The organism is Pedobacter sp. D749, from assembly GCF_019317285.1.
GTDB lineage: Bacteria > Bacteroidota > Bacteroidia > Sphingobacteriales > Sphingobacteriaceae > Pedobacter.
In genome coordinates this window covers 2,752,747-2,777,307 of record NZ_CP079218.1, presented here as the reverse complement: position 1 = coordinate 2,777,307, position 24,561 = coordinate 2,752,747, and the positions used below count along the sequence as shown (strand labels likewise).

General features: G+C 38.7%; 19 protein-coding genes, 1 tRNA gene and 1 pseudogene. 3 read left to right on the top strand and 18 right to left on the bottom strand.

What is annotated here, in order from left to right:
* Positions 1 to 108: 108 nt before the first annotated feature.
* The 9 genes and pseudogenes from KYH19_RS11135 to KYH19_RS11095 all read right to left on the bottom strand — a co-directional run bounded on the left by KYH19_RS11135 (position 109) and on the right by KYH19_RS11095 (position 12,066).
* Positions 109 to 639: a hypothetical protein gene (locus tag KYH19_RS11135; protein ID WP_219078748.1), complete on the bottom strand. Its 531-nt coding sequence runs from the start codon at positions 637 to 639 to the stop codon at positions 109 to 111.
* Between the two features lie 105 nt (positions 640 to 744).
* Positions 745 to 1,410, bottom strand: a complete 666-nt coding sequence (locus tag KYH19_RS11130; RefSeq protein ID WP_219078747.1) for a hypothetical protein — start codon at positions 1,408 to 1,410, stop codon at positions 745 to 747.
* 102 nt (positions 1,411 to 1,512) lie between these two features.
* Positions 1,513 to 1,644 (bottom strand): annotated as a pseudogene (locus KYH19_RS24365) (RHS repeat-associated core domain-containing protein); the annotation flags it as partial.
* 156 nt (positions 1,645 to 1,800) lie between these two features.
* Positions 1,801 to 2,883 (bottom strand): ankyrin repeat domain-containing protein, encoded by a 1,083-nt coding sequence (locus KYH19_RS11120; RefSeq protein ID WP_219078746.1) that lies wholly within the window; start codon positions 2,881 to 2,883, stop codon positions 1,801 to 1,803.
* Positions 2,884 to 2,892: 9 nt separating this feature from the next.
* Complete coding sequence (locus KYH19_RS11115) at positions 2,893 to 7,053, bottom strand: DUF6531 domain-containing protein (protein WP_219078745.1); 4,161 nt, start codon at positions 7,051 to 7,053, stop codon at positions 2,893 to 2,895.
* An 18-nt stretch (positions 7,054 to 7,071) separates the two neighbouring features.
* Positions 7,072 to 7,407 carry a hypothetical protein gene (locus KYH19_RS11110; protein ID WP_121288075.1) on the bottom strand — a complete coding sequence of 112 codons (336 nt, stop codon included), beginning with the start codon at positions 7,405 to 7,407 and terminating at the stop codon, positions 7,072 to 7,074.
* Between the two features lies 1 nt (position 7,408).
* The gene (locus KYH19_RS11105; RefSeq protein WP_219078744.1) at positions 7,409 to 8,740 is read right to left on the bottom strand and encodes a hypothetical protein; all 1,332 of its coding nucleotides are present in this window, start codon (positions 8,738 to 8,740) and stop codon (positions 7,409 to 7,411) included.
* Between the two features lie 7 nt (positions 8,741 to 8,747).
* Entirely contained in the window at positions 8,748 to 10,574 is a 1,827-nt protein-coding gene (locus KYH19_RS11100) for a type VI secretion system Vgr family protein (protein WP_219078743.1), read from the bottom strand.
* 598 nt (positions 10,575 to 11,172) lie between these two features.
* Complete coding sequence (locus KYH19_RS11095) at positions 11,173 to 12,066, bottom strand: LysR substrate-binding domain-containing protein (protein WP_219078742.1); 894 nt, start codon at positions 12,064 to 12,066, stop codon at positions 11,173 to 11,175.
* Positions 12,067 to 12,175: 109 nt separating this feature from the next.
* Between KYH19_RS11095 and KYH19_RS11090 the strand changes: the two genes are divergently transcribed.
* Positions 12,176 to 12,727, top strand: a complete 552-nt coding sequence (locus KYH19_RS11090; protein WP_219078741.1) for a hypothetical protein — start codon at positions 12,176 to 12,178, stop codon at positions 12,725 to 12,727.
* A gap of 15 nt (positions 12,728 to 12,742) precedes the next feature.
* The gene (locus KYH19_RS11085; RefSeq protein WP_219078740.1) at positions 12,743 to 13,735 is read left to right on the top strand and encodes an NADP-dependent oxidoreductase; all 993 of its coding nucleotides are present in this window, start codon (positions 12,743 to 12,745) and stop codon (positions 13,733 to 13,735) included.
* Positions 13,736 to 14,117: 382 nt separating this feature from the next.
* Here the strand turns inward: KYH19_RS11085 and KYH19_RS11080 are convergent, their stop codons facing one another.
* The 6 genes from KYH19_RS11080 to KYH19_RS11055 form a co-directional block, all read right to left on the bottom strand.
* Positions 14,118 to 15,869, bottom strand: a complete 1,752-nt coding sequence (locus tag KYH19_RS11080; protein ID WP_219078739.1) for a S41 family peptidase — start codon at positions 15,867 to 15,869, stop codon at positions 14,118 to 14,120.
* A gap of 469 nt (positions 15,870 to 16,338) precedes the next feature.
* On the bottom strand, positions 16,339 to 17,253 hold the full coding sequence (locus KYH19_RS11075) for an AraC family transcriptional regulator (protein ID WP_255562623.1): 915 nt from the start codon (positions 17,251 to 17,253) through the stop codon (positions 16,339 to 16,341).
* Between the two features lie 78 nt (positions 17,254 to 17,331).
* Positions 17,332 to 18,147, bottom strand: a complete 816-nt coding sequence (locus tag KYH19_RS11070; RefSeq protein ID WP_219078738.1) for an SDR family oxidoreductase — start codon at positions 18,145 to 18,147, stop codon at positions 17,332 to 17,334.
* A gap of 449 nt (positions 18,148 to 18,596) precedes the next feature.
* Positions 18,597 to 18,669: transfer RNA gene (locus KYH19_RS11065), tRNA-Lys, on the bottom strand.
* 209 nt (positions 18,670 to 18,878) lie between these two features.
* Positions 18,879 to 19,577: an NUDIX domain-containing protein gene (locus KYH19_RS11060; protein WP_219078737.1), complete on the bottom strand. Its 699-nt coding sequence runs from the start codon at positions 19,575 to 19,577 to the stop codon at positions 18,879 to 18,881.
* 3 nt (positions 19,578 to 19,580) lie between these two features.
* Positions 19,581 to 20,252, bottom strand: coding sequence for an HAD family phosphatase (locus KYH19_RS11055; protein ID WP_219078736.1), 672 nt, complete (start codon positions 20,250 to 20,252; stop codon positions 19,581 to 19,583).
* 199 nt (positions 20,253 to 20,451) lie between these two features.
* Here KYH19_RS11055 and KYH19_RS11050 point away from each other — a divergent pair, with 199 nt between their 5' ends.
* On the top strand, positions 20,452 to 21,603 hold the full coding sequence (locus tag KYH19_RS11050; protein WP_219078735.1) for an aldose epimerase family protein: 1,152 nt from the start codon (positions 20,452 to 20,454) through the stop codon (positions 21,601 to 21,603).
* A gap of 58 nt (positions 21,604 to 21,661) precedes the next feature.
* Here the strand turns inward: KYH19_RS11050 and KYH19_RS11045 are convergent, their stop codons facing one another.
* The 3 genes from KYH19_RS11045 to KYH19_RS11035 all read right to left on the bottom strand — a co-directional run bounded on the left by KYH19_RS11045 (position 21,662) and on the right by KYH19_RS11035 (position 24,555).
* Positions 21,662 to 21,871 carry a hypothetical protein gene (locus KYH19_RS11045; RefSeq protein WP_219078734.1) on the bottom strand — a complete coding sequence of 70 codons (210 nt, stop codon included), beginning with the start codon at positions 21,869 to 21,871 and terminating at the stop codon, positions 21,662 to 21,664.
* 468 nt (positions 21,872 to 22,339) lie between these two features.
* On the bottom strand, positions 22,340 to 23,509 hold the full coding sequence (locus KYH19_RS11040; RefSeq protein WP_219078733.1) for an alpha-hydroxy acid oxidase: 1,170 nt from the start codon (positions 23,507 to 23,509) through the stop codon (positions 22,340 to 22,342).
* A gap of 224 nt (positions 23,510 to 23,733) precedes the next feature.
* On the bottom strand, positions 23,734 to 24,555 hold the full coding sequence (locus KYH19_RS11035) for an amidohydrolase (protein ID WP_219078732.1): 822 nt from the start codon (positions 24,553 to 24,555) through the stop codon (positions 23,734 to 23,736).
* Positions 24,556 to 24,561: the final 6 nt, after the last annotated feature.

Here is a 24,561-nt window from a genome sequence, read left to right as displayed (position 1 = left end):
TTCGAATATGATATTATTTTTTACACCCACCTTTTAATTCATTTGTTTTTTTCTCGTGAGCATCCTCAAAATATTTTTGCCTTGGCTTAAAATACTATCTTCAACATATTATGAAATTACGTATTCGATAGTTTTAATTTTATTGTGAAATAATTTAAGGCCACTTGATACCATATTTTCTACAGAAGTTGAATATTTAATATTTTTCGAGAATTTCTTTTCATTTGTGGATAACAAAATAGCATACCCACCAGAAGTTAGATTTTTCCTTAATCTATTAGATAGCTTTAGCCACAGACTGTAAGATGATTGATCATTTAATATTTTAAGTGAATGTAACCAAGATTCATGAAGCTCATTGGAATTATAAAACCCAATGTCCATGTATAGACAATTAGGGTTTCTTTCTCTAAAAACATTATAATTCGTTGCGCTGGTATCAATTGCACCTAATGATAAAGCAACGGTACAATTATTAATGCTTTCATCTGCTAATTCGTCATTTTTTGTGATGACAAATTTTTCATCATATTTGCTAATTACGACCATCTTGAGGGAAAACTCATTGACCCAATTAAGGATTATGTCACTCAATTCTCCTGGCATTGAAAAAAATTGAATGTTTAACGCCTTTTGCATTATTCTGTAGTTTTAATTTAGTTGGTTTTAAAAAAGCAAACAACATGTTAATTGTAAAAATTAAGCAAAGCCATTTTTAAATTTCGATTTAAACTATAATTAGAGTTATTTTTTAATATCTATAAGTAATTTATTCTTTACTACCTCAAATTTATCTGAATATTTTGCTTTTTTCTCAATTAGTGCATTACTATATTCTTCTACTAATTTCTCTAAATTCTCATTTGATAAATTTGCTAGCAATGCAACAGGTATACTTTTTAGAACACGATTTTCGTAACTTAAATTTAGCCCTGTAACATGCATATCAACATCGTTTACAATGTGATTAAGCAGAATAGGGTTCGTGCAATCATTCAAAAAATTTTTAATATACCTTTCATAGTACGTTTTCCAAGCACTAATAACTGGTGATATGTCTTCGTTTATATCATAAATTAAATTTTCATATTTTTCAGGAAATGCTTCATTAAAGTAAGTAGTGCATATGTGCGAAATACTTCCACCACATATATCAAAATTTAAATATTTCACTCCTGTCGATTTTAGCAAATTATCAACCTCATAATTACCGAAATATGCTTTAGTTTCAATCTCTATAAAATCATGTCGCTTATAAAAATAGATCTCTACAGATTTTAAATGCAATTTTGTCTTGAGTTCAAATGTATTTTTTGATTTTAAAAGCTTAAATTGATCTTTAGTCAGTAATTCATAAATACCTTCGAAAAAATAATTCTTAAATTCTATAATATTGGCTGCTTTCTTCATTTTTCTAACTTCTCATTCAGATTTCTCTTGGCTTTTTTGATTGTCATTACATACAGCTAAGCCGAATGGGGGCTATCCAACCATTTACATTTTTCACATACCCTATAAAGTTATCACACCATTTAACCCAGTCGGGTCTTGGCTAATGTACATTCCCTCATCAGGCGCGTAATATGTAAACCTGTTATAATACAAGCCAGTTTCTGCATCTTCATATTGCCCTTGATACCTAAATTGGCACTCTGTTAATGAACTACCTGTATTTAACCTTGCTTTCCATAACTATCCAACTCAATACGCCAGGGTGCTTAAGCCTTCATCATCATAAAGCGCTGTTGGTGTGCCTAGTTGATTGTATAAAGTGTTTATTAAGCGTCTTTATAATATCGATTAAATATTTAAGGTTAATTTGGCCCAGCCTGCATCTCTGCTTTTTTCCAGTGACATCTTGGAATATCCTCCCGTTGTGGCTCGAATTGGTATCAAAGTAAAAAGGAAAACTTTTTCATCATTTTGTATTTTTTTATCAGCTTGATCGGCATTCTTTGGTGATTTCCATTTTACATCACTGATAAATAATCCAGCAATCCCGGGTGGCCATTCAAGTCCTTCAAATACTTTTTCTTCTCTAAGTAAATAATCTCCTTCCGCAATTTTTCTTCCCGATTTAATTTCTTCAACCAACTTACTCAAGAATATTATGGGAAATTGATTGGAAGCTGATTGATCGTAAAAATTCCAATATTCGGGAAGAACTATAAATAATTCCAGCATTGGCTTATGGAACTCGAAAAGCCCGAAAGTGAAAAGTACACGGTTTTTTTTATTGTTGACAGGAACCATTTTTAATACAACAGGAGAAATATCAGTTTTAGAGGTGATATCAACTGGTAAAATTTTCCCCAATCTCAAGGTAACATGCTCTAGTATTCCACTCCCTTTCACGTTACCATCAACCCACTCCGGCAGCTTATAATGACCTTTTGCTCCTTGTGAGAAAAGAAACTCTTCTATTTCTTTGAATCCTCTTGATTTTGCATAATCTAATGGCAATAAGCCTGTCCTTACATGCATTCGGTTGACATCCGCTCGATTCTTCACTAATAATCTTACTATATCAAGATGCCCACCCATTACTGCACTCATTAAGGGAGAGAGTAGGTTTACACCCAGACCATTAACATTAGCGCCATTTCCTAATAACCATTCACTCAATTCAAGTTTACCGGCACCAGCGGCAATTGTTAATGCTGTCTCGTAACCCGATTTTGAGCTGTCTATCGGATAGCCTGAAATAGAAAATAGATACTCTGTAATTTCTTTAGTACCATATCTTGCGCTAAAATGCATTGGGCTTTCTAATACTCCCGTGTAAGATTTTATTAGCTCCGGAGAATTTTCAATAATTATCTTGACATTTTTTAATTCTCCGGATTTAATAGCCTCATTTAATTCATTGATTTTTTCGTTCATATTGATTATCTAAAAAAATATTCCCTGATTCATTTGCCCAGCCAAATCTTTAAGCGTCTGCTCTACGTTAGTACTTTGGTTTAATTCTTCCCATACATGCTTTGCGGCTTCTTTAGTATGTGCCCCACCTCCATTTTCCGCTCTTGTGAAATTGCGCATATCATCATTCAACCCAATACCATTGTTGTCCAGAATCTTTTGTGAATCCAAAATATACTGCCTATGTTGATCATCCCAGTTTGTCGGTGCATTTTCTCTAACGATATGATGATCATGTGGCCTAGTCATTTCATCATCCGGATACATTTCCCTTAATTTTCGTTTCTCTTCCGCAGTAAGTTTACAAGTTTCTAATCCAAATATATCCGCACTTAATGTAACATCACTTACGTAAGAATATAGATTTGCTTCTCCGCTTCTCAACCTTATCGGATCCTGACTGATATACATCCCCTCTTCCGGCGCGTAATACCTAAAACGATTATAAGCTAAACCGGTTTCGGTATCTAAAGTTTGGCCCTGATAGAGGTAGTTGCAAAAACCTGCTTCGCCAACCTGCATTTTAGCATTGCCGTAGCTATCTATTTCCCTCTGCCACATTAAAGAACCTTCATCATCATAACCTTGTATGGGTGTGCCCAAATGATCTGCAATAATACTGTATTTTTTATTGCCTTTTATTTTGGCCGCTGGTGCAAAATTACCTTGATTAAATACCCAGGTTATTAAATCATCGGTCGTGCTATCCTTAGTGTCAAACTCTTTCCATTCGTGCAGTGGCTTATTACCATCCCATACAAAATTAGTAATGGTTTGTTTAAATTTTTTAAAAATCCTTCTTCCCAAAGCATCGTAGCCAAAGTTCACCTCGTGGCCATCGGGTCGGGTAACTTTAACCAGCATGCCTGCGGCATTCCAGCTGTAGTGCCACACCTGGCCATTCCTTTCTTCTTTTTTAATTAAATTACCCAGCGCATCGTAGCTGTAGGCGGCAGTTCTGCTTTTTAACAAACGCCCACCCTTATCGTATCTGCGGTCTTTTTGTTCTGGCGTTTGGTACAGGTTGCCCACAGCGTCGGGCATTCTAAATTCTACCGTGCCATCGCCATAAATTACCTCGGCCAGGTTGCCATGTACATCGTGCTTAAAGGTTTTGCTGCCTGTACTGCTATCGCTAATGGCCGTTAACCGATCTCCGTTCCAACTGTACTGGCGCTGCAGTCTTTTATTTCCCTGCTGTACCGTTTGCTGGCTAAGCCTCCCGGCATCATCATAACTGTTGTGCTGTTCTACTTTACCTGTGGTGCTGCGTTGTACCTCTTGCCCGGCATGGTTGTATTTGATATCGGCCTGCCAGCCATTGGCATTAATTTGCTCCACCCAGTTCATTTGGGCATTGTACTTTAAGTTAAGGTCGGCACCCAGGCTGCTCTTTAAATGCGTACGTTGCCCCAATAAATTAAAGGTATTGTTTAAACTATGCTGGTTGCTGCTTTCCTGTATAATATTGCCCATTACATCACGCTGTAACTGTACCGTAGCCAGGTTATTGGTGGCCGTAATCAGGTTGCCCATGGCATCATAGTCATACTGCTCCGTGCTGTTATCGGCATGGTAGTAAATTGTACTGAGTTGGCCTGCAGGGGTGTATTCGTAGCCTTGCTGCTGTCCGTTGGGGAGGGTAGTTTGTACTACTTGCCCGGCTTCGTTACGCAGGTATTGGCGGGTAAGGCCATCAAAACCTATTTCGGTAAGCACATTACCTTCACTATCCAATTCGAAGCGGTAGCTTTCATTGTTTTCGTTAATCACCTGGGTAAGCTGTCCTTCTTTATCGTATAAAAAAGCAATGTTGGTGTTGCCCTGGGTACGATTGATGACATCGCCAAAAAAGTTGTAGGCCAGTTTTACCTGGCTATGCCTGTTGTTTGCTTCAATAACATTGCCCATGCTATCGTAAACCAACCGATGCAGGTTGCCATCGGTATCTTTTAGTTCCGTTAACTTGCCTGATAGGTTGTATTTTCTATACTGGAAATTGTTAAGCGCATCTTTAATTTCTATGCACCTGCCCAAGGCATCGTAATAGTAGCTTATTTGTGTCTGGTTTGGCAATTCTACGCCACGCAGGTTATAATCGGTATCGTAGTACAATTGCGTAACCTGCCCCATCACATTACTAATGGTATTGATTAAACCATCATGGTTATAGGTATAACCTGTTGTGCCTCCTGCAGGGTTCTTTTTGCTGATTAAATTACCGGCATCATCATATTCATACTGCCACAGCCCTCCGTTGGGCAAGGTGGTTTCGGTTGGTTTGTTAAGTTTATTGTATTTAATGGTTACAGCTCCCTGCCCCGGTAAGTTAACTTCGGTCAGGTTTCCATAATCATCGTATTGGTAGGTGGTGGCTATGCCCAGCTCGTTGCTGGTGGCGATTAAATTACTGCAATCATCATAAGTAAATAACTGCTCGCCGCCATTGCTGTTTACAATTTTAGTAACGATGCCATTTTTATGGTAGTAGTTTCTGGTGTGCCCCAAACTGTTGGTGGCCAGGGTTAGCCCATTTTGATATACAAAGGTATAGCTAAACAAACCATTTGGCCCAAGGGCTGCGGTACACCTTCCTTTATCGTCATATTCGAACGTAAATATGGTGCCATCATTAAAACTGCGGGCTGTAATGTACCTGTCTTTCCAGGCAAAACGATTTCTAAAGCCTTCAGCATTGTAGAGGCCATTTAAGTTGCCTTCGCTGGTGTAAGTGTACCTCACCGCCTGAAAGGTGAGACTGCTATTGGCAATACCTGGATTTGGCAGAACAAGTGCGGTAATTAATCCTTCTTCGTTACTTTCTACCGTAATTATTCGATCTGCACTATCTTTAATTTGAATTAAATGTCCTTGTTCGTTATAACTAAACCTGATGGCAAAGCCATTTCTATTGGCAATGCTGCGTAAGAGGCCATGGTTGTTCGCATTGGCCAGCGGTGCATTAAAATAATAAAACAAACCATCTTTACTGCCAATAAAATATTCACCCTGCTCATCTCGGTGTAGCTCAAATTTTTCTATGGGGTTGTAAAAGCTGGTACCCGGTTGTAAAATAGGAAACACAACTGGCCGGCCTGCAGTATCGTTCATTACAACCATTTTATCTGCTTCATTGATCAGCAGGGTAATGTCGTAACTGTGGTAAATGTTCTTGCCCAAAGGGCCGTTGTACTGGCTGTCGCTGTAATAATTTGCCTCCCATACCAAAGGTATTGGCCCGGGCAAGGTAAAACCTTCTAAATAACTGGCCATGTGGCCACTGGCTGCATCTACCGGTTCACCTAAATATTTACAAACAAAAGGTTGTACCGCATTTCTAAACTTGCTAAAGCCCGGAAACTTAGCTTCAATTTTTGCCATTAGTTTGGTGAGCAGTTTACCCAGCATTTTTATGGCAAACTTAAGTCCATGCATAAGGCCCATAAACATTAAGCTATTCACTAAATCTGCAAATGTAAGCGGTTGCTCTTCTTTTGGACCGCCAATAATAACAGGCCTCCCTAGCGGAAGAACGACCATAACGGCAGTTAAAAAATTTAAATAAAAGCCCCCGGTGGGATTGTTGTACAAAATTTTCCCTATATCCTGACAGGAATATGCCCGGCATAAAAAAGTGCTTTGATACATGCCCTGGGTAATCACGGTTTTACTGCCGTGAGAGAGTTGCCCCTCATGGGGGTGGAAAAATTTTGGCAGCAGGAATAAAGGGTGGGGGATTACCGAATGCAGCAAATTTAAGGCTTTGACCGCTTTACCCAAACCTTTAAGTTTGCCCATTATAGGCGGTACAGAAGGCATACCCCAAAGCGCTCCCTGCGCTGCACCCCTGTAACATCCGTTAATTAATACCGTGCCGCCCATTGGCACATCCTTAGCAATTGTAAATGAACCTTCAGCGTACACGGGCATTGCCGGAAGCGTAAAGTGGATATAATCCATCGGATCAAAAATTAACGCCGCAAAGGGGGTAATAGGGCAGGGCGTAATCGGCCAGGGCACCTTTAGTACATGGAAATCAAGCCCCAGAACGATATCGAAATGTTTTGCCGCCGGTTGTGGATCAACAGAGGCTGGCAGCACTATCGGATTATTTTCTATTTTAAATGCCATAGGATATAAGATTATAAATTATGGTCGGCTAGTCTTAACCTCACTATCAGCATTGGTTGGATCATAATATACCGTTATTGTATCCTTCTCATTATACTCGCCACCCAACTCACAGTTAAAGCGGCTGATTTTTTCCCCATTAGCAGCTATAATCGTAATGTTATACCTGGCTTGTTTGGCGCCATATCTGGTGATACGAACCGGCATTTTTTCATCTATCACCGCCCTTGCTTCCACATAGTTTTTATATTTGATGTCGGTTTCATTATCCTTTTTAAAATAACTGCAGCCGGTATAAATGATGGATATGATGATAAAAATGGCACCAAGCCATATGGCATTATTAGTATTCATGTTATTTAGCTTTGGTAAGTTCTTTATATTGATTATCTAAATTATTTCTCCAGTTTTGTCCCCATAGTTCATCCATTACGGGATGGTATTTATTTAACATCGCCTGATCTGCTACACTCAGCATATCCTTTGCGTAAAACATAGCCATAGTATTATCTTTTAACTCCATTTGTTGATCCTGTGCCAGTAACTCCCAACCGGTTATAAAGCAATTTCTGGCTTCTTCTTTACCGGCACTTTTTCTTAAGCTATTAGCCAGCATCTGATAAATACCGGCAAGTAATAAGGTATTGGTTTCATTACTATTTAATGTTAAACAGTTATTATAAACAGCCGCAGCTTCTTCAAACTTACTGCTCATGAAATACAAATTTCCTTTGGCGATATAGTATTGATATGGTGTTTGATCTTTAATATTATTTTTTTCGGATTGTACAATTGCTATCGCTTTATCAATGGCATGGTGCGCTTCTTCAGGTTTATTTACTGATGCATAGAATGTGTGCTCAAAAAAATGAACCAATGCCTGTTGAGCTGCCCAGCGGTATTTCTGCGCTATTTTAAGACAGGTATCGCTATAATAATGTACCTGTTCTTCATCTCTGTATCCAATGGCTTCATTCATTTTAATTAATGACTGCTGAAAACTGACCATTTCCCTTTCTTCCGGTGAAGTTTTCGCCGCTTTTGTATCTTCCAGGATCTGATCCATTGCTCCGGCAATATCCAGGTCGGGATACAGATATTTAAATTCGTTAGAACGTTTTTTAGATAAACTTTCGAAATACATCGAATCACGGGACTCGTATAACATGATGCGAATTGGTAGATCGATTTTCTCATTCATCAACAATTCAATCCAATTGCTAAAGGCTTTTACATCATTTAATGCACTTGGAAACAAAGCCAGCACAAGTTTTTCGTTATCCGTTGAAATTTTTAGTGCTAAAGCCAATAAATTCATATTTTCAACAAACCATTCACTTTCGTTAACGTTTTCTGTCCTGGCGGTTGGCTGCCATTCTATTAAGCCTGTTGTTTCGGTAAGTGCTGGATCTTTATTCCATTCATTAAAATACTGTTGCAAATCACCAATTATTCTGGCGCCATAAGATTGAATTTCAGGTTCGAAAGGCTGAGCCAAACATAAGATTGTGTCTTGTAATGTTTTCTCATAGGATGTTTGGAACATTACAAATCCTTTGATTGTCTTGAATTCTACAGAAGAAGAACCAACCCAGGCAAATGTAGTTACATTTGGATATTTGTGTAATGCTTCTGTCCACATCTCGGAAAGCATCATTACCCTTTGCATAATAGCGTTACGCTCCATTTATAGCCTAGTTGATGTTTACGTTTTTCCCGGCAATTATCGTATCGCCCGTTGATTTTAACTTAATTGTTCCACCTTCTGAACCAGCTTCCACGCTTTTTTCACCTGATAGGCTCAGCTTATCTTTGGCACCTATACTCACATTTTTTGGATCTAATGAAAAGCCAGATCCATTAAAACTATCTCCTTTTGCTGCGCCCGAACCCATGGAAATCAATTCAGAACCCAGAGCGGTTATATTTTTAGCTTTCATCGAAATATTTCCATCTTTATCAAGGCTAATTGCGCTTGCAGCACTTTCACCTTCACCGCAACTAATGGTGATGCTAACTTTACTGTGCATGCTGATATTTCCTTCTCCATCCAGCACAATCAAGTTATCATCCTTGTCTTTTATGGTCATGCCTCCTCCATCATCCAGCTGAACGGTGTGTCCGCTTTTTGAGGTTAAGCTTTTACTATTATTGCTTGCACTACCACCGCTACCACTTTCCCCATGAAAAACTGAGCCTAAAACAATAGGTCTTGCAATATTGCCCTCTTCAAAAGTAACGGCTACCTGATCTCCTTTTTCCGGAATGAACACGAAGCCCCTGTTTTTACTTACTTTATCACTGCTACCTGCATCTGGTGTAATTACCCGCAGCCATTCAGTAACATCATTGGTTAAACATTTCCATTTAAATTGCACTTTAATCCGGCCTTGTCCCTGAGGGTCATCATTATCAATTACATCGGCCAGTTGCATATCCGGGTTGGGCTTATCGTAATTTTTCACCAGGATCCGCTCGGTAGTGGAAACTACTCCTTCAAAAGTGTTGTGGTATTTTCCTGTACCATCCAGGTTGTGGGTGATGCTGGTAATTAAAAACCGGCCCAGGCTTTGGGTAGCAAAAGCAATCTCCTGCCTGATGCTCATGGTAATTTCGGCCAGTGTACCGATCCCCAGTTCGGCATTATCGCCACTGGCGTTTACCTTTAATAACTCGCTGATGTGTGCCTTTTCCTCATTCTCTACATGGCTTTTAATGTCGCCATCGTTATCAACCCTGATCATTGCGGGCTGATTAAATGTTTTACTGTACATCATGTTCGATGCCTGAATGGCATGTGCCAAATCAGGGTTGCCGTCCGTTTGTCCAATACTTTCGCTTTCCAGTATTTTATTCTGTTTGGGATTATAGGCAAAGCGTTTATTCTTAATGGGCGAAACCTCCATGGCATATTGCAGGTTCTGTACATCGCGGCCATAAAATAGGGCAATATCTTTTTGCTGATCGGGCTTTCCGAAATTGAGTTGTTGCCCATCATAATACAGCCATTCGTGGTATTCTCCTGATAAGCGGTTCAGAAATTCCCAGTCGCTTTCCTTGTACTGAATCAGGTAATCAATGCTGGTTTTACGGCTGGCATTGGCTACAATTTTTAAATCGTTGGCGGGGGTATCACTGGTAGCCAGTTTAACGATGTCGTTTAAATCTTTATCCAGGTAGGAACCTAAATCTTCGCCGCGGTCTATTAAAATCGTCGGACTGTAACCACTTACAATTAACACACCGTGATAGCCATGGCTTTGCGCCAGTTCTACCCGGGTAACTAAACCTGAAAAATTTTGAAGCTGTTCCTGTGAATATCCAAACGATGCGGTTAAGGTTTTACCTACAAAATCACGGCTATCATCAAGGCTGATTAAGCCTGGCGCCCCCATCTGATCGTGGTTAAAGCGCAATTGGAAAAAATGGTGACTGTTAAATTCCTGCTGTAAAGTAAATGAGGAGAAATGATTAATCGCCTTATCTCCAATATTAATTTCGGTAATGAGTTTGTTTTCCATGAGTGGTTAATTATTAATTAGATTAACATGTATGCGAATAAGGCTATCTTTTATACTTGAATTCAAGATCATTTAGCCTTTAAATATGCTTCATGTACATCCAATACGATGCTTAATGTAAATAAATGTTATTTTAATTTATATCACATCTATTACGTCTTTAAATGAAAAATATTTTATGTTATTAATAACTAGTAATCAAAAATCAATCCCTTTTGGTTAAATATGTTTCTCGTTATCAATATATAATGGGTAGAATCCACTATGAGGCTGGCTAAAATGCCCAAAAGAAAGGTTAAGTATTCTAAAACATTTTAAACATAATCTAGTAAATATATAATCACAAAAAAACGTATCCTGATTTTATTGTTTTATGTATTTTTTTAAATACACATATCAATTTAACTATGAATATTTATGTCTACATGAAATTAAATCTTTTATGTCGAGATATTTCGGGTAAAAAGAATTAGGCTAATGAGGTTAACAGAGGAGTCAGCATAACTAATTAACGTATCAAACCTGTAATGTTCTGTCTTAGATTAAGCTGTCTTTATAATGAAAGTCCATACATGGTATTCGCTGATGTAGCTTTTTATTAATTGTTGACATGATAATCTGCCGCATGATCTTTTAATATTTCCATTAATAAGCGAGCCGCTTTTTTTCGATAAGAACCCGTCGGCCAGGTCACGGTGGCAAGCCGGTTCATTCCTTCACCGGTTATTTTAATGGCTTTTAAAGAAGGGTAATTAAATATGGATGACCCCATTAGGATCGTTGCCCAGCGGCCACTGCTCACCAACTGTAAAAGCGCATTGATATCATTTACTTCCATTTTGATATTGAGGGACAAATCGTGTTTATCCAATAGCCCATCAAGATAATTGCGGATGCTATAACCACCGGAGGGCAAAAGCAATGGCAGGCTTTCCAGCTGTTTGATGTTGATTTGTTTTCGTAATGCCACCGGATGACTTTGATGCACAATAAGTGCCAGGCATGAAGAAAACAGTGGTTCTGTATTATAGCTCCCGGCTTTTTCCTCCTGTGAAAAAGATAACATCAGGTCGAGGCGGCCCTGTTCAAGTTTGCTTAATAAATCCTGCGTAGTGCCAAAACCTATTTGTAAATGAATATTCGGGTAGCTGCTGGAAAAGTCGAGTATCGCTTTGGTTAACAAGTCTGTAAGGCCATAAGTAACCCCGATGGTTAGGGTTCCAATATCAAGGTTCATCAGATCCTTCAACATACTTTTTCCATCCTCGGCATCCTTTACCGTTTTTATGGCAAAGGGGAGGAAAGTTTTTCCAGCTTCCGTTAGCCGTACCCTTTTTGCAATACGGTCGAATAATGGGATACCAAGTTCGTCTTCGAGTTGTTTAATTTGTTGCGATAAAGTGCTTTGGGTGATGAAGAGCCCGTTGGAGGCCTCGGTGAAGTTTTGTAATTCAGCGGCTTTAATAAAGTACTTGAGTTGGCGTAGTTCCATTTTCAAATATAATGAGTTAATCGGTTTTAACGATCAACTTTATCGAAAATAAGTGTTTAGACGATAATGAATTTATCTTGATCTTTGACTTGTCAAACTAAAAAAAAATATGGAAATTAAACAAACCTCCGAAAACGCACTTTCACATTCTGTTGTAAAAGCAGTTATTAACGCACCAATTGAAATGGTAAATATCGCCGATTGGCTGTTTAACCTTCCGGATGCAGAATATCAAAAATGTTCTACCGCCCACATTGCGGCTGGCTTTACCCGTACGATTGATGGCGAACCTATGTCTATCAATGTGGAAACCATTGGAAACGCGCTCATCATTCAACACTATGTGGCTACCGAATACCGGGCCGATTATTGCCGCATGTTATCAGTATCTGATTCGATAACACCAAATGGCAGAAGTAAAGTGCAGGTACTTTGGGAGCTGAAAGTGACCAAACTGGATAATAACCGCTGTGATTACACCAATGAAATTCATGCCACGGCAACGCCTGAGTTCTTTGCGTTTATGAAAGCACACAATATTACACTTGAGCAAGCTGCCCATGACCGGCAAGTAGCATCTGACGCACATAATCATGAAGAAACCCCTCTTTTTGCAAAAAGCATTGAAAAGAAAGCGCTTACCGGAAATTATGGTATTTAATCAAATCCAATGGTAATGAAAAGTAATTTAATCAGGCTGGCTAAGATGCCGGAGGGAGTACCACAAGCAAATGATTTTAAATTCGAGACAGAAGAACTTCGCCCGTTAAGAGAAGGTGATATCGAACTCAGGCCAATCTTTATTTCAGTTGACCCATACCTTAGGGTGGCTATGGCCGGGGGGCATCCACCGGCGATTAATGTTGGCGATATCATCATTTCGCGCGGTATCGCCAAGGTGATCAGTTCGGAGCATAAAGATTTCAAACCGGGTGATATCGTAATGGGCTATATGCAATGGCGAGACCGGATGGTATGCAACGGCAACGATTTTAGCATAATCAGCGAGCAGGGCCTTCCATTAAGCGCCTACCTGAGTGTGTTGGGATCTACAGGTCTGTCTGCCTATTTTGCATTAAGTGAAATAGGTAAGCCCAAAGCAGGGGAAACATTAGTGGTTTCAGGTGCTGCAGGCGCAGTAGGCAGCATCGCGGGTCAGATAGGGAAGATATTTGGCTGCAAGGTTATCGGTATTGCAGGAAGTGATGAGAAAACAGATTTTATCGTATCTGGTTTAGGAATGGATGCCGCAATTAACTATAAAACAAATGCAAACATTGGGCAGACATTAGATGATCTGTGCCCGGAAGGAGTTGACATCTATTTTGATAACGTGGGTGGTGCTGTTTCGGATGAAGTGATTAGCCGCATGAACGATTACGGCAGGGTGGTGGTATGTGGTTCCATTGACAGTTATAATAATAAGGAGGCCGTAGGTGGATTAAAGTTACTACCCCTGATTGTTTATAAAAAATTATTGATGCAGGGATTTTTAATCGGCGACTATACACAGCGTTTTCCGGAAGGCAGAAAGCAACTGGAACAGTGGATAAACGAAGGTAAGCTTCATTACAGGGAAACCATAATTAAAGGATTTGACAAATTGCCTGAAGCTTTTATCGGCCTTTTCTCAGGAAACAATGAGGGTAAAATGCTTGTTGAAGTTTAAACTGTAAAAATAAACCCTGTTTTCATAAACAAAAGCCTTCGGTTTTAGATTTGGCAATTCCCTAAAAGCAAAACCCCTGCTAATCTTGCAATTGCAGGCGTTTATAAATTTTGATATTCTTTGGTGTAATCTCGCTGGGATTGGTTCATTCCCGCATTCCCGAACCCGGTCATGAGCTTTTTACAAATCGAACCCAGGCCGGCGCTTCTGTTCTTAATTCCAGAGGGGATAAACAAAAAAAAACTCACATTTCTGAAAGGTTTTCTGTGAACTTCTCTGACATTTTCCCGAACCACTGTGTGTCAGATTTAAAACGCATAATTAATTTGGCTGATGAATGAGGTGACAAATATTGAAAGTTCTTTACTTCGAAGGCCATTTTTTATTTAGTTTTTATCTTCAACAGGTTTTTAAATACAAATTCCATGGCTGCATCCCTGTTTTCTAATACGTCCTGAACAGAATTTGATATTTCATAATCAGGAATGGCTCCTCTTTTCTGTATAATTGGGTTTATTGCATATACGCCATGTAAAAGCGGTATTGTAATGGCAGTTTCAGTATGGCCACCCAATATTGATATTTTTTGGACGCCATTACCAGTTCCGGCATATCCGGACGTTTCACGTCCGACCAAAATAGCATTCGTGTACTCTTTGAAAAGTCCTGCGGCTGTACCACCAGCAGAAACCACTCCGCCATTAATCAGCACCACTAACTTTCCGTTAAAATGATATTCTTCTATTGGATCAAATTTCTCCAATTCACGTAAGGCATCGTATTTAGTCACCTTAAAAGTTCCATTCATTTGCCTGGCCAAGCCATAGTCTTCATTTAATCTAAGTTTAACCCCGGTTGTTTTCAAAAAGTATTCATCATTTCCCAGTGTAATTTTTTCTTTAGCTGGAATTATCGGCTTATCAATAAAGTATTGAAGTAAATAAGCGGCATTCCCTGCCTTACCACCACTATTATCTCTTAAATCGATAATTAAGTTTTTAATTTTGTTAGCAGAAATTTCTTTGAAACATTTTTTATAATAATCAGGGAATGTATTTTCAGGTTCATGGAAACTGTCTTTGAAAAATCGATTGATCTTTATAATAGCGTGGTTTCTTTGCTTATTGAGGGTAAAATTAAAAGCATCTGCCGATGGGATCGTTAATGGATAACGTTTTTCTTTCAGTGCTATGTAATTTTGTTCAGAGAGTGGTTCCACTTGTGCGGTTAAAATTTTATTAGACTTATAATCCCGGTAGGAAATATTGTAAGATACTTTTTCTCCAAAGATCTGCGGATATATTTTACCAAATAGGGTAAAGTAGGAAACTCCTAATTTATGTAGTGTAGGAGATTCGCTTATACCGTCGGAAGAAAAATGTTTCAAAATTTCAGATAAAATCTCATTACTTAAATGATCGTCTATTGCCAGAATTTCAGAGCCTTCCGGAATTTGCAGATTACTTAAGTTGTTTACTACGAAAATCCGCTCATCTTTAACGTAAATTTGAAAGGGTAGCCATTTTTGATTAGCTATAATATCGCCCAGATGGTTAAAAGCCTTTACACTTGTATGATCATCATGAATAGTGGCAATCATTTTAAGTACAATTTTGTAAAAATCTGTTGCCTGCAAAGGTTTGGAAGTTTCCGACATTAATTTGTCTACCGTTTTCTCAAATTTCTCTGGTGATTGATTTGTGTAGAGTCCCGGATGTGTTTTGATAAGCGCACCTTTAAATTTATTGAGATCTGCCTGCATATCTTCAGGCTGATAGATTGTGGAGTTTTGTGCAATTCCCATCACAGGTGTAAAGTTATCCCTGATAAACAAAGATATGTCACCGTCCTGGTTCACTGTCATTTCACCTTTGGAAGTATCAAATAACAACTCAATACCGGCTTTATAATACATGAATTGATCTTTGGCACGGGCTTCCAGCGGAAATGCATTCTGTCCATTTGCCTGGGCTATTAATGTCGTATCATTTTTGCTGATGGTTATTTTGAGTGACGATTTTTTGCTGCTGTAAATGCCCAGATAGCTTTCCAGGGGCGGCGTTATGGTGGATTGCGCAGCTAAGCCAAAGGTGAATTTAATAAGGATTGATAAGAGTATAAGGATTTTTTTCATTAGGAGCGCTTTTTTGAAACGAATATAATAAAAGACATGTAATTTAGTCGCCAAAGCAATGTTCTCCACCGAATCGCGTAAATTCAGATTAATTGTTTCTGATTGAACCATATTTGTATAGGGATCTGATAATGTTGCTGAATTGGTATACAACTTCAAATAGAATCCAGGCCGGCGCTTTTCTGTTCTGAATCCCAGAGAGCAATAAAACAAATAACTTCATCTTAAAAATTTATCTGATTATCAAACAGGTAAAAGCCTGAACCCTGAATTTATTTTAATCAAAGATCATGATCAATTTTATGTCCAGTCAGAATGGATGAAGATGTTGAAAGCAAAACCAGGACGATTTGGTCATAAAATCGATAAAACTGGTTTATGACCTATGATCTGTACTGATATGTAATAGCCACTACTTAATCTGCAAAACGTTCTCTTGATTTTTATGATTCTTTTTTCATTGCTAGCATCAATTCATATTCCTGAATTCGATAGGAGTTTTCCCTGTTTTTTGCTTGAATAGTTTATTAAAGTATTGAGGATAATCAAAGCCTAATTCATATGCGATCTCACTAACAGATTTATTTGTACTTATCAGCTTGCTTTTAGCTTCCTCAATTAAATAAAAATGAATATGGTCCTGAGTATTTTTACCAGTCTCTTTTTTGAGTAAATCGCTTAAATATCCAGGTGATAAATGCACCTTTTCGGATAGGTATTTTACAGTAGGCAAGCCCTTTTCTTGTTTATTGTCGAGGTTGTAATATTCGGTGAGAATTTTCTCAAACTGAACGAGAACTGAATTATTGGAACTCTTCCTTGTTATAAATTGCCGTCCGTAAAAACGGCTGCAATAATTGAGCAGCAATTCAATCGTGGAAACGATAATGTTTTGGCTGTGTACGTCTATATTTTCTTCAAGTTCAGTGTTAATTTTGGATATGCAGTCATATAACACATGCTTTTCCTTTTCGGACAAATGAAGTGCTTCGGAAGTTTCATAAGAAAAAAAGCTGTAGTCCTTCATTTTGTCATTTAAGGAAGTTGTCCGGATTAGATCAGGATGAAAGAATAATCCCCAACCCATTATGTTTTCTGACGCTTGCTCATCATTGTCAATTTCGATGACCTGATTGGGTGCCATGCAGATTAAACTACCATCCTGAAAATCAATGATCTTGCGACCATACTTGATTTTATTATCGGGGTAGTTTTTGAACATGATTGAGTAGTAATCTGCAGACATTTTTATTTTACAGTCTATTTGCTGATTCACTTTGCTAAAGTCTACCACGCCAACCAGAGGATGGTGGATATCGCTACCAAGTCCGAATAGTAAAAATATCTCAGAGATCGTTTGTAAATGAATAATTTTACTTATCATGTCATAGGGATTTTCGTAAATATGATGATTATTGAAGCCATTACCAGTGCAATGGTTCCAATAATCAGGTTAATGGGACTAAATTCCGAATTGGGCTTTTATTCCTGCCTCAAAAGATTCATCATCATTCTGCTTGTGATTTGCGATCATAAATTCCGCATCTTCGCCTGCTATGTATCTCAATTGCGTAGTATTATCTGTAGCTGCCTGGTAAATGACATTCGCAATAACACTTGCCGGTGAAGCATTTTGAAATAAGGTCTGCATAGCTGACATGATTTTTCCAATAAAGGGTTGGTATTCTGTGTAAGTTTCATTGTTGCTAAAATCAAGAGAACGGCCCGTAAAGTCAGTAGCGATAGCACCTGGCTCGATAATCTTTACTTTACCTCCAAATTCTGAAACTTCATATTTCAAGGATTCAGAAATGCCTTCCACAGCAAATTTAGTTCCGTGGTACAGCGCTCCTAACGGAAACGCCATTTTGCCTCCAATAGAAGAAATGTTAATGATTGTTCCGCTGCTATTTCCACGAAAATGTGGCAGCAATGCTTTGGTAACATCTAAAAGGCCAATCACATTTGTATTAAACTGACGGATGATTTGTTCTCTTGAAAAAGATTCTAAAGGACCATAGGCACCATAACCCGCATTATTAAGTAGGACATCAATCCTTCCAAATGTTTCAATTCCCTTGTTTACCGCAGTTTCAATAGAATCTAAATCCAAAACGTCCAGTCTGGTTACCAGAACATTTTCTAAGAGATTTAATTCAGTTTCACTTTCAGGTTTACGCATGGTGGCAATAACGTTCCAACCTTTCCGCTGAAATAGTTTTGCCGTTTCTTTTCCTAACCCACTGCTTGCTCCAGTTATTAAAATTGTCTTCCTCATTTTTTTAATTTTAAATTATGGTATAAAGGTCGAATTAACGAATTGATGGCAGGTAAGACGAATTCAGGATATTTGTATTGTTTTTACTGAAATTTGTGCCCTAAGGGGGAACAAGTCGTTCAATAATTTAACTTTATGCGAGTCAATGACTTATGTCGTTTTCAGTGAGTATGTCACTTTGTAAAACTACTCACCGAATCACTCACCAATTTTTGTGAATTCCTGCGGTTTTTGGCAATTCCATAAAAGCAAAAAACCTGCTAATCGTGCGATTGCAAGGTTTTATACATTTTGATAGTATTTGGTGTGATTGCGGTGGGATTGGCCCAGACCTGCAAAACTCAGAAGCCGGCCCTGAGCCTTTTACAAATCGAACCCATGCCGGTGCTTCTGTTCGAATCCCAAGGGGGATAAAACAAAAAAACCTCACAGAAATGTGAGGTTTTTTGTGATCCCGCTGGGATTCGAACCCAGGACCACTACATTAAAAGTGTAATGCTCTACCAGCTGAGCTACGGAATCATTTTCCTTTTGTTTAAGGAGGTGCAAATATAGATATAAATCCTTTCTTTGCAAATGTTTTTACAAAATGTTTTAGGCCTTTATTGTTAAAATAATGTTATCGGTTTGTAACCTGTTGATTTTAAAATGGCTAAGCGCCAAAAATAATTTTCATCTTTTAAAAATAAAAAGTTGAACAAGCTAAATAGGGGGGTGCTTACCCGAATTTATTATTTAACCGACTTGGGTATAAAGTTCAAAAACGATTGAAACTGTGCTTTATGTTTGTTTTTATCCAGTTTAAAATAAAAGGCACCACGTCTGGAGTTCGATTTATCTTTTTCCGCTTGTTTGATTAATAAACCACTGGCTGTAATTTTACGGATAAAGTTGCGGTTATCAATCGGTGTATCGTAAACCTGTTCATATAAAGCCTGCAATTGTGGTATGGTAAAGCGTTTGGGTAATAACTCAAACAAAACAGGGTGGAGGGCGGCCTGGTAACGGATTTTATCCATCGCTGCTTTAACCATAACGTTATGGTCGAAAATTAGTTCAGGTACTTCTTTAAGTGTAAACCATTCGGCATGGAACTGATCATTAATCTGTTTACTGTATTTATTGATATCGATCAGGGCAAAATACACTACTGATACCGTGCGCTCAATCGGATCACGGTCGGGGCTACCGTAAGCATGCAGCTGCTCTAAATATACATCGTGCAGTCCTGTGAGCTCCAAAAGGATTCGCTTCGCAGCGCCATCCAGGTTTTCGTTTTCGCCAATAAAACCGCCCATTAAGCTCCATTGATCTTTTATTGGCTCAATGGCCCTTTTAATAACCAAAAGTTTCAATTGTTCGCCGTCGTAACCAAAAATAATACAGTCTACGGCAACCAATACAGGTTTTTGATTTAGATATTTTTTCATGTTTTAAAAAAGCAGATTTAATTTAGCATCATTGTAATCGGTAATATAGCCCAAAATATTTGGATAACCATCAAATTCTTCCAGGCTATGTGTAGTCGTTAATACCAGGCATTTCATACCTGCGTTCAAAGCTGATTCTACGCCTTTAGGTGCGTCTTCAAAAACCAGGCAATCGGCCGGTGCAACACCCAGGGCAGCTGCAGCCTTTAAAAAGGTTTCCGGATCGGGTTTGCTCATTTGTACATCATCAGCACTTACAATGGCATCCAGGTAATGACGGATGTTTAAACCATCAACCACAAAATCAATGTTGAAAGGAATGGCTGCAGAGCCAATGGCCATCGGAATCTGCGCAGTCTTAGCCCGCTCTAAAAAGTTATCCAAACCAGCTATCAGGGCCAGATGCGGCAAATACCCTTCCTGGTAGCGCTTTTCTTTATCTGCCGAAAGGCGTTCTATTTCTGCAGGACTAAACTTATCCTTACCAAAAACACGCTCCATTACTTCGTGGTTTTTACCGTACATTTCTTTCTTTACACTTTCGTAATTTAGTGCTGCACCTAAATCTTCCGTCATAATACTGTACCAGGCTAAGGTATGGTATTCCATATCGTTAATCATGGTTCCGTTTAAATCAAAAAGAAGCGCTTTGGGCTTGAAATTAAAATCGTGCATAGTGTTGCTAAATTATATGATTTTTTTTGATGTTGGGAATGATGATCAATATTAACAGAAATAATATTATAATCGTTAACCTGACGTTAATTATTTTTACTACTTTAGCTGTAACCAAAAATAAATCTATATGCAAGCATCAGGAGTTTTGCCAGGTAAAATTCACGATTGCTTCATCAACTTAAAACAATAATAACTGATGAAAAAACCATTTCTTAAGGCATTACCATTGGCTACCTTGTGTGTAGCCCTTGCTTTTAGTGCATGTAATCCTAAAACCGATAAAGGTGCAACAAGTAGTACACAGCAAGATTCGTTAAAATACAGCGCGACCATTGATGGTAAAGCAGTTAAACTTTACACGTTGAAAAACAAACAAGGTGCTTCGGTATCGATCAGCAATTTCGGCGGTAGGATAGTTTCCTTATTGGTGCCAGATAAAAACAACAAATTAACCGATGTGGTACTCGGCTACGATAGCGTGGGTGCTTACCGTAAAAAAGGTGAACCATTTTTCGGCGCATTGATTGGTCGCTACGGAAACCGCATTGGCAAAGGTAAATTTACTTTAGATGGAAAAGAATACCAGTTACAGCTTAACGATGGCGTAAATACCTTGCATGGCGGTACTGATGGCTTTTTCGGCAAAGTATGGGATGCAAAACAAGTGGATAGTACGAAGCTTGAATTGAGTTACGTTTCTAACGATGGCGAAGCTGGTTATCCTGGTAAATTGGATGTGAAAGTAACCTATACTTTAACCGACGATAATTCACTGCAAATTGATTACGCGGCTACTACCGACAAAACGACTATTGTAAACTTGACTAACCACGCATATTTTAACCTAAACGGTGAAGGCGACAGTACCATTTTGGATCACGAACTGATGATTGATGCCAATACTTACACACCAGTTGATTCGACCCTGATTCCAACCGGAAAATTGCAACCTGTTGCAGGTACTGCTTTCGATTTTAACAAAGCAAAACTAATTGGTAAACAAATTGGCGATAACGACGAGCAATTAAAATTTGGTAAAGGTTACGACCATAACTTTGCCTTAACCCACCATGATGGTAAAACACCGGTAGCTGTGGTAAAAAGTACTAAAACCGGGATTGTTTTATCAGTGATCACCACCGAGCCTGGCTTACAGTTTTACAGTGGTAATTTCTTAACCGGGGCGGATAAGGATGGTAAAGGTGGTAAATCTTACCCGCACCGTTCGGCTTTCTGTTTAGAGACGCAACACTTCCCTGATGCACCAAACCACCCGAATTTTGCTTCAACCGTACTTAAACCAGGCGAAACATATAAAACGAGTACCACCTACAAGTTTTCGAAATAAGGTTAAAGCTGTATCATAAATATTGAATTGTTATCTGAGGGTTGATTTATTTTATAAATCAATATGAGCGATGTACAATTGTTTTTCCTTGCCCTACGGCGCGGTCTTGCTTCGGCTCACCGCCGCCGAAGGGCTCTTTCTTTTTGGTGTCAAAAACACCAGCAGAGCTAGCTTGAATGCTGTTGAAAATATAAAGGCCCATGAAAAAACAAAAAACACCGGCTGAAAATTTATTCATTTGTTGTTTATAACTTTCAGCTGCATTCATGAGGGCTTCGCCGTTTTCTTTTGAAGCTAATAGGTCGGCTTAGGCAGTGCAGCCCGAAAAATTTGTTAGGCCGGATTTAAGCAGAACGGGGATATAGTGCTATGGCCTAGCTGGGCGGAAATACTAAAGTAGTTAGAGTGCTGATTAATAATAATTATAAAATAACGTCAATGGTAGAAGTGATTTATTTTATAAAAATCAATATAGCTGGCAGGAGAATTTTTATCGAACTGTAGGCTATCAGGAATCGTCATTGCGAGAAGGCTTCTTCAGCCGACGAAGCAATCTTAAAACGACCGCTACTAACGTGAGCATTAAGATTGCTTCGTTCCTCGCAATGACGATTTTTATATTGGAATCTGTTAAATAGTAGCCTGTATAAAACAACCATTATATTATGTGGGCGTTTCTCGACAGGCTCAACGTGACAAACTTCTGAGAAAGCAAGGTTGATTGATACAGCCTTTTTTATACTTCCAATAACCTTTCAGGGAATTGTGAAATTTTTTCGATGGTGAGTTGTTGCATAATCTGGTACAAATGGGTTTTAAACATATTGATCGTATGTTCACCGCCCTCATCACCCAATGCGCCAACGCCATACATAAACGGACGGCCCATAAAGTTGAATTCAGAACCTACTGCATGTGCCCTTGCCAAATCAACACCCGAACGGATTCCTCCATCCAACATGATTTTGAGTTTTGATTTGTAAATCTCATTTCCGGCAAGTTTGATTAAAGAATTGATCGATGATTCACCCGCATCAATTTGTCGCCCACCGTGATTCGAAACAATAACCCCATCAACACCAATTTGTATGGCTGCCTGCATATCTTCGTCGGTAGCGATGCCTTTTAATACCAAGGGGCCTTTCCAGATTTCGCGGATGGCGGAAACTTTTTCAATATCAACTTTCCCAGTAAATGTTCTGTTCATAAACTGTCCGAGCTGCGACATATCCATTCCTTTTTCCATGTAGGGCTTTAAGGTAGCAAATGAAGGGATGCCATGCTGAAGTGTTTTAATCCCCCATAAAGGTCTTGCGAAGGCCTGTAAAATATTACTTATCGACATTTTAGGCGGTATAGAAAGACCACTTTTAATTTCCTTATACCTTAATCCAAAGGCAGGAACATCTACCAGTACCACTAAAACCGGACACTCAACTGCTTTTAACCTTGATAAAATATCATCCCGCAGTTTGTTTTCAGTAGGGTGATAAAGCTGAAACCAGGCTTTTCCTTCTGAAACTTCTGCAATGCGTTCGATACTACTGGTAGATACTGTACTGAGTGTATAGGGGATATCATGTTTGGCCGCTGCTTTAGCCAGAATTTCAGGTGCATTGGGCCACATTAAACCTTGTAAACCAATCGGAGAAATGCCAAATGGCGCACTGTATTTACGGCCAAAAAGTTCAACCGACATGTCGATATCTCCACCAACACGTAAGTAATTCGGTTTAAGGTAAATATTATCGAAGTCGCTCTCGTTTCTCGATAAATTAAGTCCCTCATTACAACCACCCTCCAGGTAATCAAAAGCAAATTTAGGGATTCTTGATTTTGCTTTTTTTCTTAAATCGGCTACAGAAGGGAATTGAGGATGGTAAGGGAATGTAATCTTTTTACTCATAATTAAATATTGTGTTGGTCAGATTGTGTTTTAAAATTGAAAACTAATGTTTTGTATTAAGTTTTCCATCCTGCACTATCTGCTATTTTTGTATTGATCGTTTTATGTTGGAATTTGTTTGCGCTCGTTTCCAAACGAGTGCATAAATAGCAAAACGATTATATCGTTACAAACGATAAAATATTCAACGCTCGTTGGAAACGAGCGTTAGCGCATATATAAAACTAAACCCCATAAAAAGCTTTCGCATTATCATTAAAAATCAGTTTACGTTCTTCCAAAGAAAACCGTTCTGTATACTTAGTAACTAAATTAAACCAATCTTCATAAGGTCTGCTGATCAGCATTACCGGCCAGTCGCTGCCATACATGACGCGTTCAGGGCAAAACGCTTCAAAGATCACATCGAAGCAGTTAAATAATTCTTTCTCCGTCCAGTTTTGCCAGTCGGCTTCGGCTAAAAGACCTGACACTTTACATTGTACATTGGGGTTTGCAGCCAAAGTTTTAATGTTTTCAGTCCAGGCTTTCAAATCCTGACTTTTTACATCAGGTTTACCGCAATGGTCCAATACAAATGGCTGATCCGGAATCTGATCAACCATTTGTATAATGGCTTCCAACTGATTGTGGTAACACAATAGATCGTAAGTATAATTGTATTTTTTTAACTGTTTAACACCCGCAATAAAAGCCGGGTTAAGTATAAAATCACGGTTCTCAGCCTGCAGCACATGTCGCCAGCCTTTAATGGTCTTATGATTTTGCCAGTAATTTAAACGTTCATCCAGATTGGGATTAAGCAAATCAACCCAGCCCACAATGCCTTTTATGATTTCGTTTTGCGCTGCCAGCTTTAAGAGAAAATGATTTTCCTCTTCCGACTGACTGGCCTGCACGGCAATACATCCGGTAATATGCAGTTGGTTATAAGGCTCCATAAGGTTCTCCGGAGAAAAATCTTTACGGATAATTTTCATATCATTGCTAATCCAATTATCTCTAACCGGATCGAAATTCCAAAAATGTACATGCGTATCAATCATGTTGTA

Bases quoted from the DNA above. Each gene is read 5' to 3' on its own strand.
- KYH19_RS11060 (WP_219078737.1), bottom strand. From the start codon at position 19,577: ATGAAAAAATATCTAAATCAAAAACCTGTATTGGTTGCCGTAGACTGT.
- KYH19_RS11075 (WP_255562623.1), bottom strand. From the start codon at position 17,253: ATGATAAGTAAAATTATTCATTTACAAACGATCTCTGAGATATTTTTA.
- KYH19_RS11135 (WP_219078748.1), bottom strand. From the start codon at position 639: ATGCAAAAGGCGTTAAACATTCAATTTTTTTCAATGCCAGGAGAATTG.
- KYH19_RS11040 (WP_219078733.1), bottom strand. From the start codon at position 23,509: ATGAGTAAAAAGATTACATTCCCTTACCATCCTCAATTCCCTTCTGTA.
- KYH19_RS11095 (WP_219078742.1), bottom strand. From the start codon at position 12,066: ATGGAACTACGCCAACTCAAGTACTTTATTAAAGCCGCTGAATTACAA.
- KYH19_RS11130 (WP_219078747.1), bottom strand. From the start codon at position 1,410: ATGAAGAAAGCAGCCAATATTATAGAATTTAAGAATTATTTTTTCGAA.
- KYH19_RS11035 (WP_219078732.1), bottom strand. From the start codon at position 24,555: ATGATTGATACGCATGTACATTTTTGGAATTTCGATCCGGTTAGAGAT.
- KYH19_RS11100 (WP_219078743.1), bottom strand. From the start codon at position 10,574: ATGGAAAACAAACTCATTACCGAAATTAATATTGGAGATAAGGCGATT.
- KYH19_RS11070 (WP_219078738.1), bottom strand. From the start codon at position 18,147: ATGAGGAAGACAATTTTAATAACTGGAGCAAGCAGTGGGTTAGGAAAA.
- KYH19_RS11115 (WP_219078745.1), bottom strand. From the start codon at position 7,053: ATGGCATTTAAAATAGAAAATAATCCGATAGTGCTGCCAGCCTCTGTT.
- KYH19_RS11050 (WP_219078735.1), top strand. From the start codon at position 20,452: ATGAAAAAACCATTTCTTAAGGCATTACCATTGGCTACCTTGTGTGTA.
- KYH19_RS11105 (WP_219078744.1), bottom strand. From the start codon at position 8,740: ATGGAGCGTAACGCTATTATGCAAAGGGTAATGATGCTTTCCGAGATG.
- KYH19_RS11080 (WP_219078739.1), bottom strand. From the start codon at position 15,869: ATGAAAAAAATCCTTATACTCTTATCAATCCTTATTAAATTCACCTTT.
- KYH19_RS11045 (WP_219078734.1), bottom strand. From the start codon at position 21,871: ATGAATGCAGCTGAAAGTTATAAACAACAAATGAATAAATTTTCAGCC.
- KYH19_RS11085 (WP_219078740.1), top strand. From the start codon at position 12,743: ATGAAAAGTAATTTAATCAGGCTGGCTAAGATGCCGGAGGGAGTACCA.
- KYH19_RS11110 (WP_121288075.1), bottom strand. From the start codon at position 7,407: ATGAATACTAATAATGCCATATGGCTTGGTGCCATTTTTATCATCATA.
- KYH19_RS11055 (WP_219078736.1), bottom strand. From the start codon at position 20,252: ATGCACGATTTTAATTTCAAGCCCAAAGCGCTTCTTTTTGATTTAAAC.
- KYH19_RS11120 (WP_219078746.1), bottom strand. From the start codon at position 2,883: ATGAACGAAAAAATCAATGAATTAAATGAGGCTATTAAATCCGGAGAA.
- KYH19_RS11090 (WP_219078741.1), top strand. From the start codon at position 12,176: ATGGAAATTAAACAAACCTCCGAAAACGCACTTTCACATTCTGTTGTA.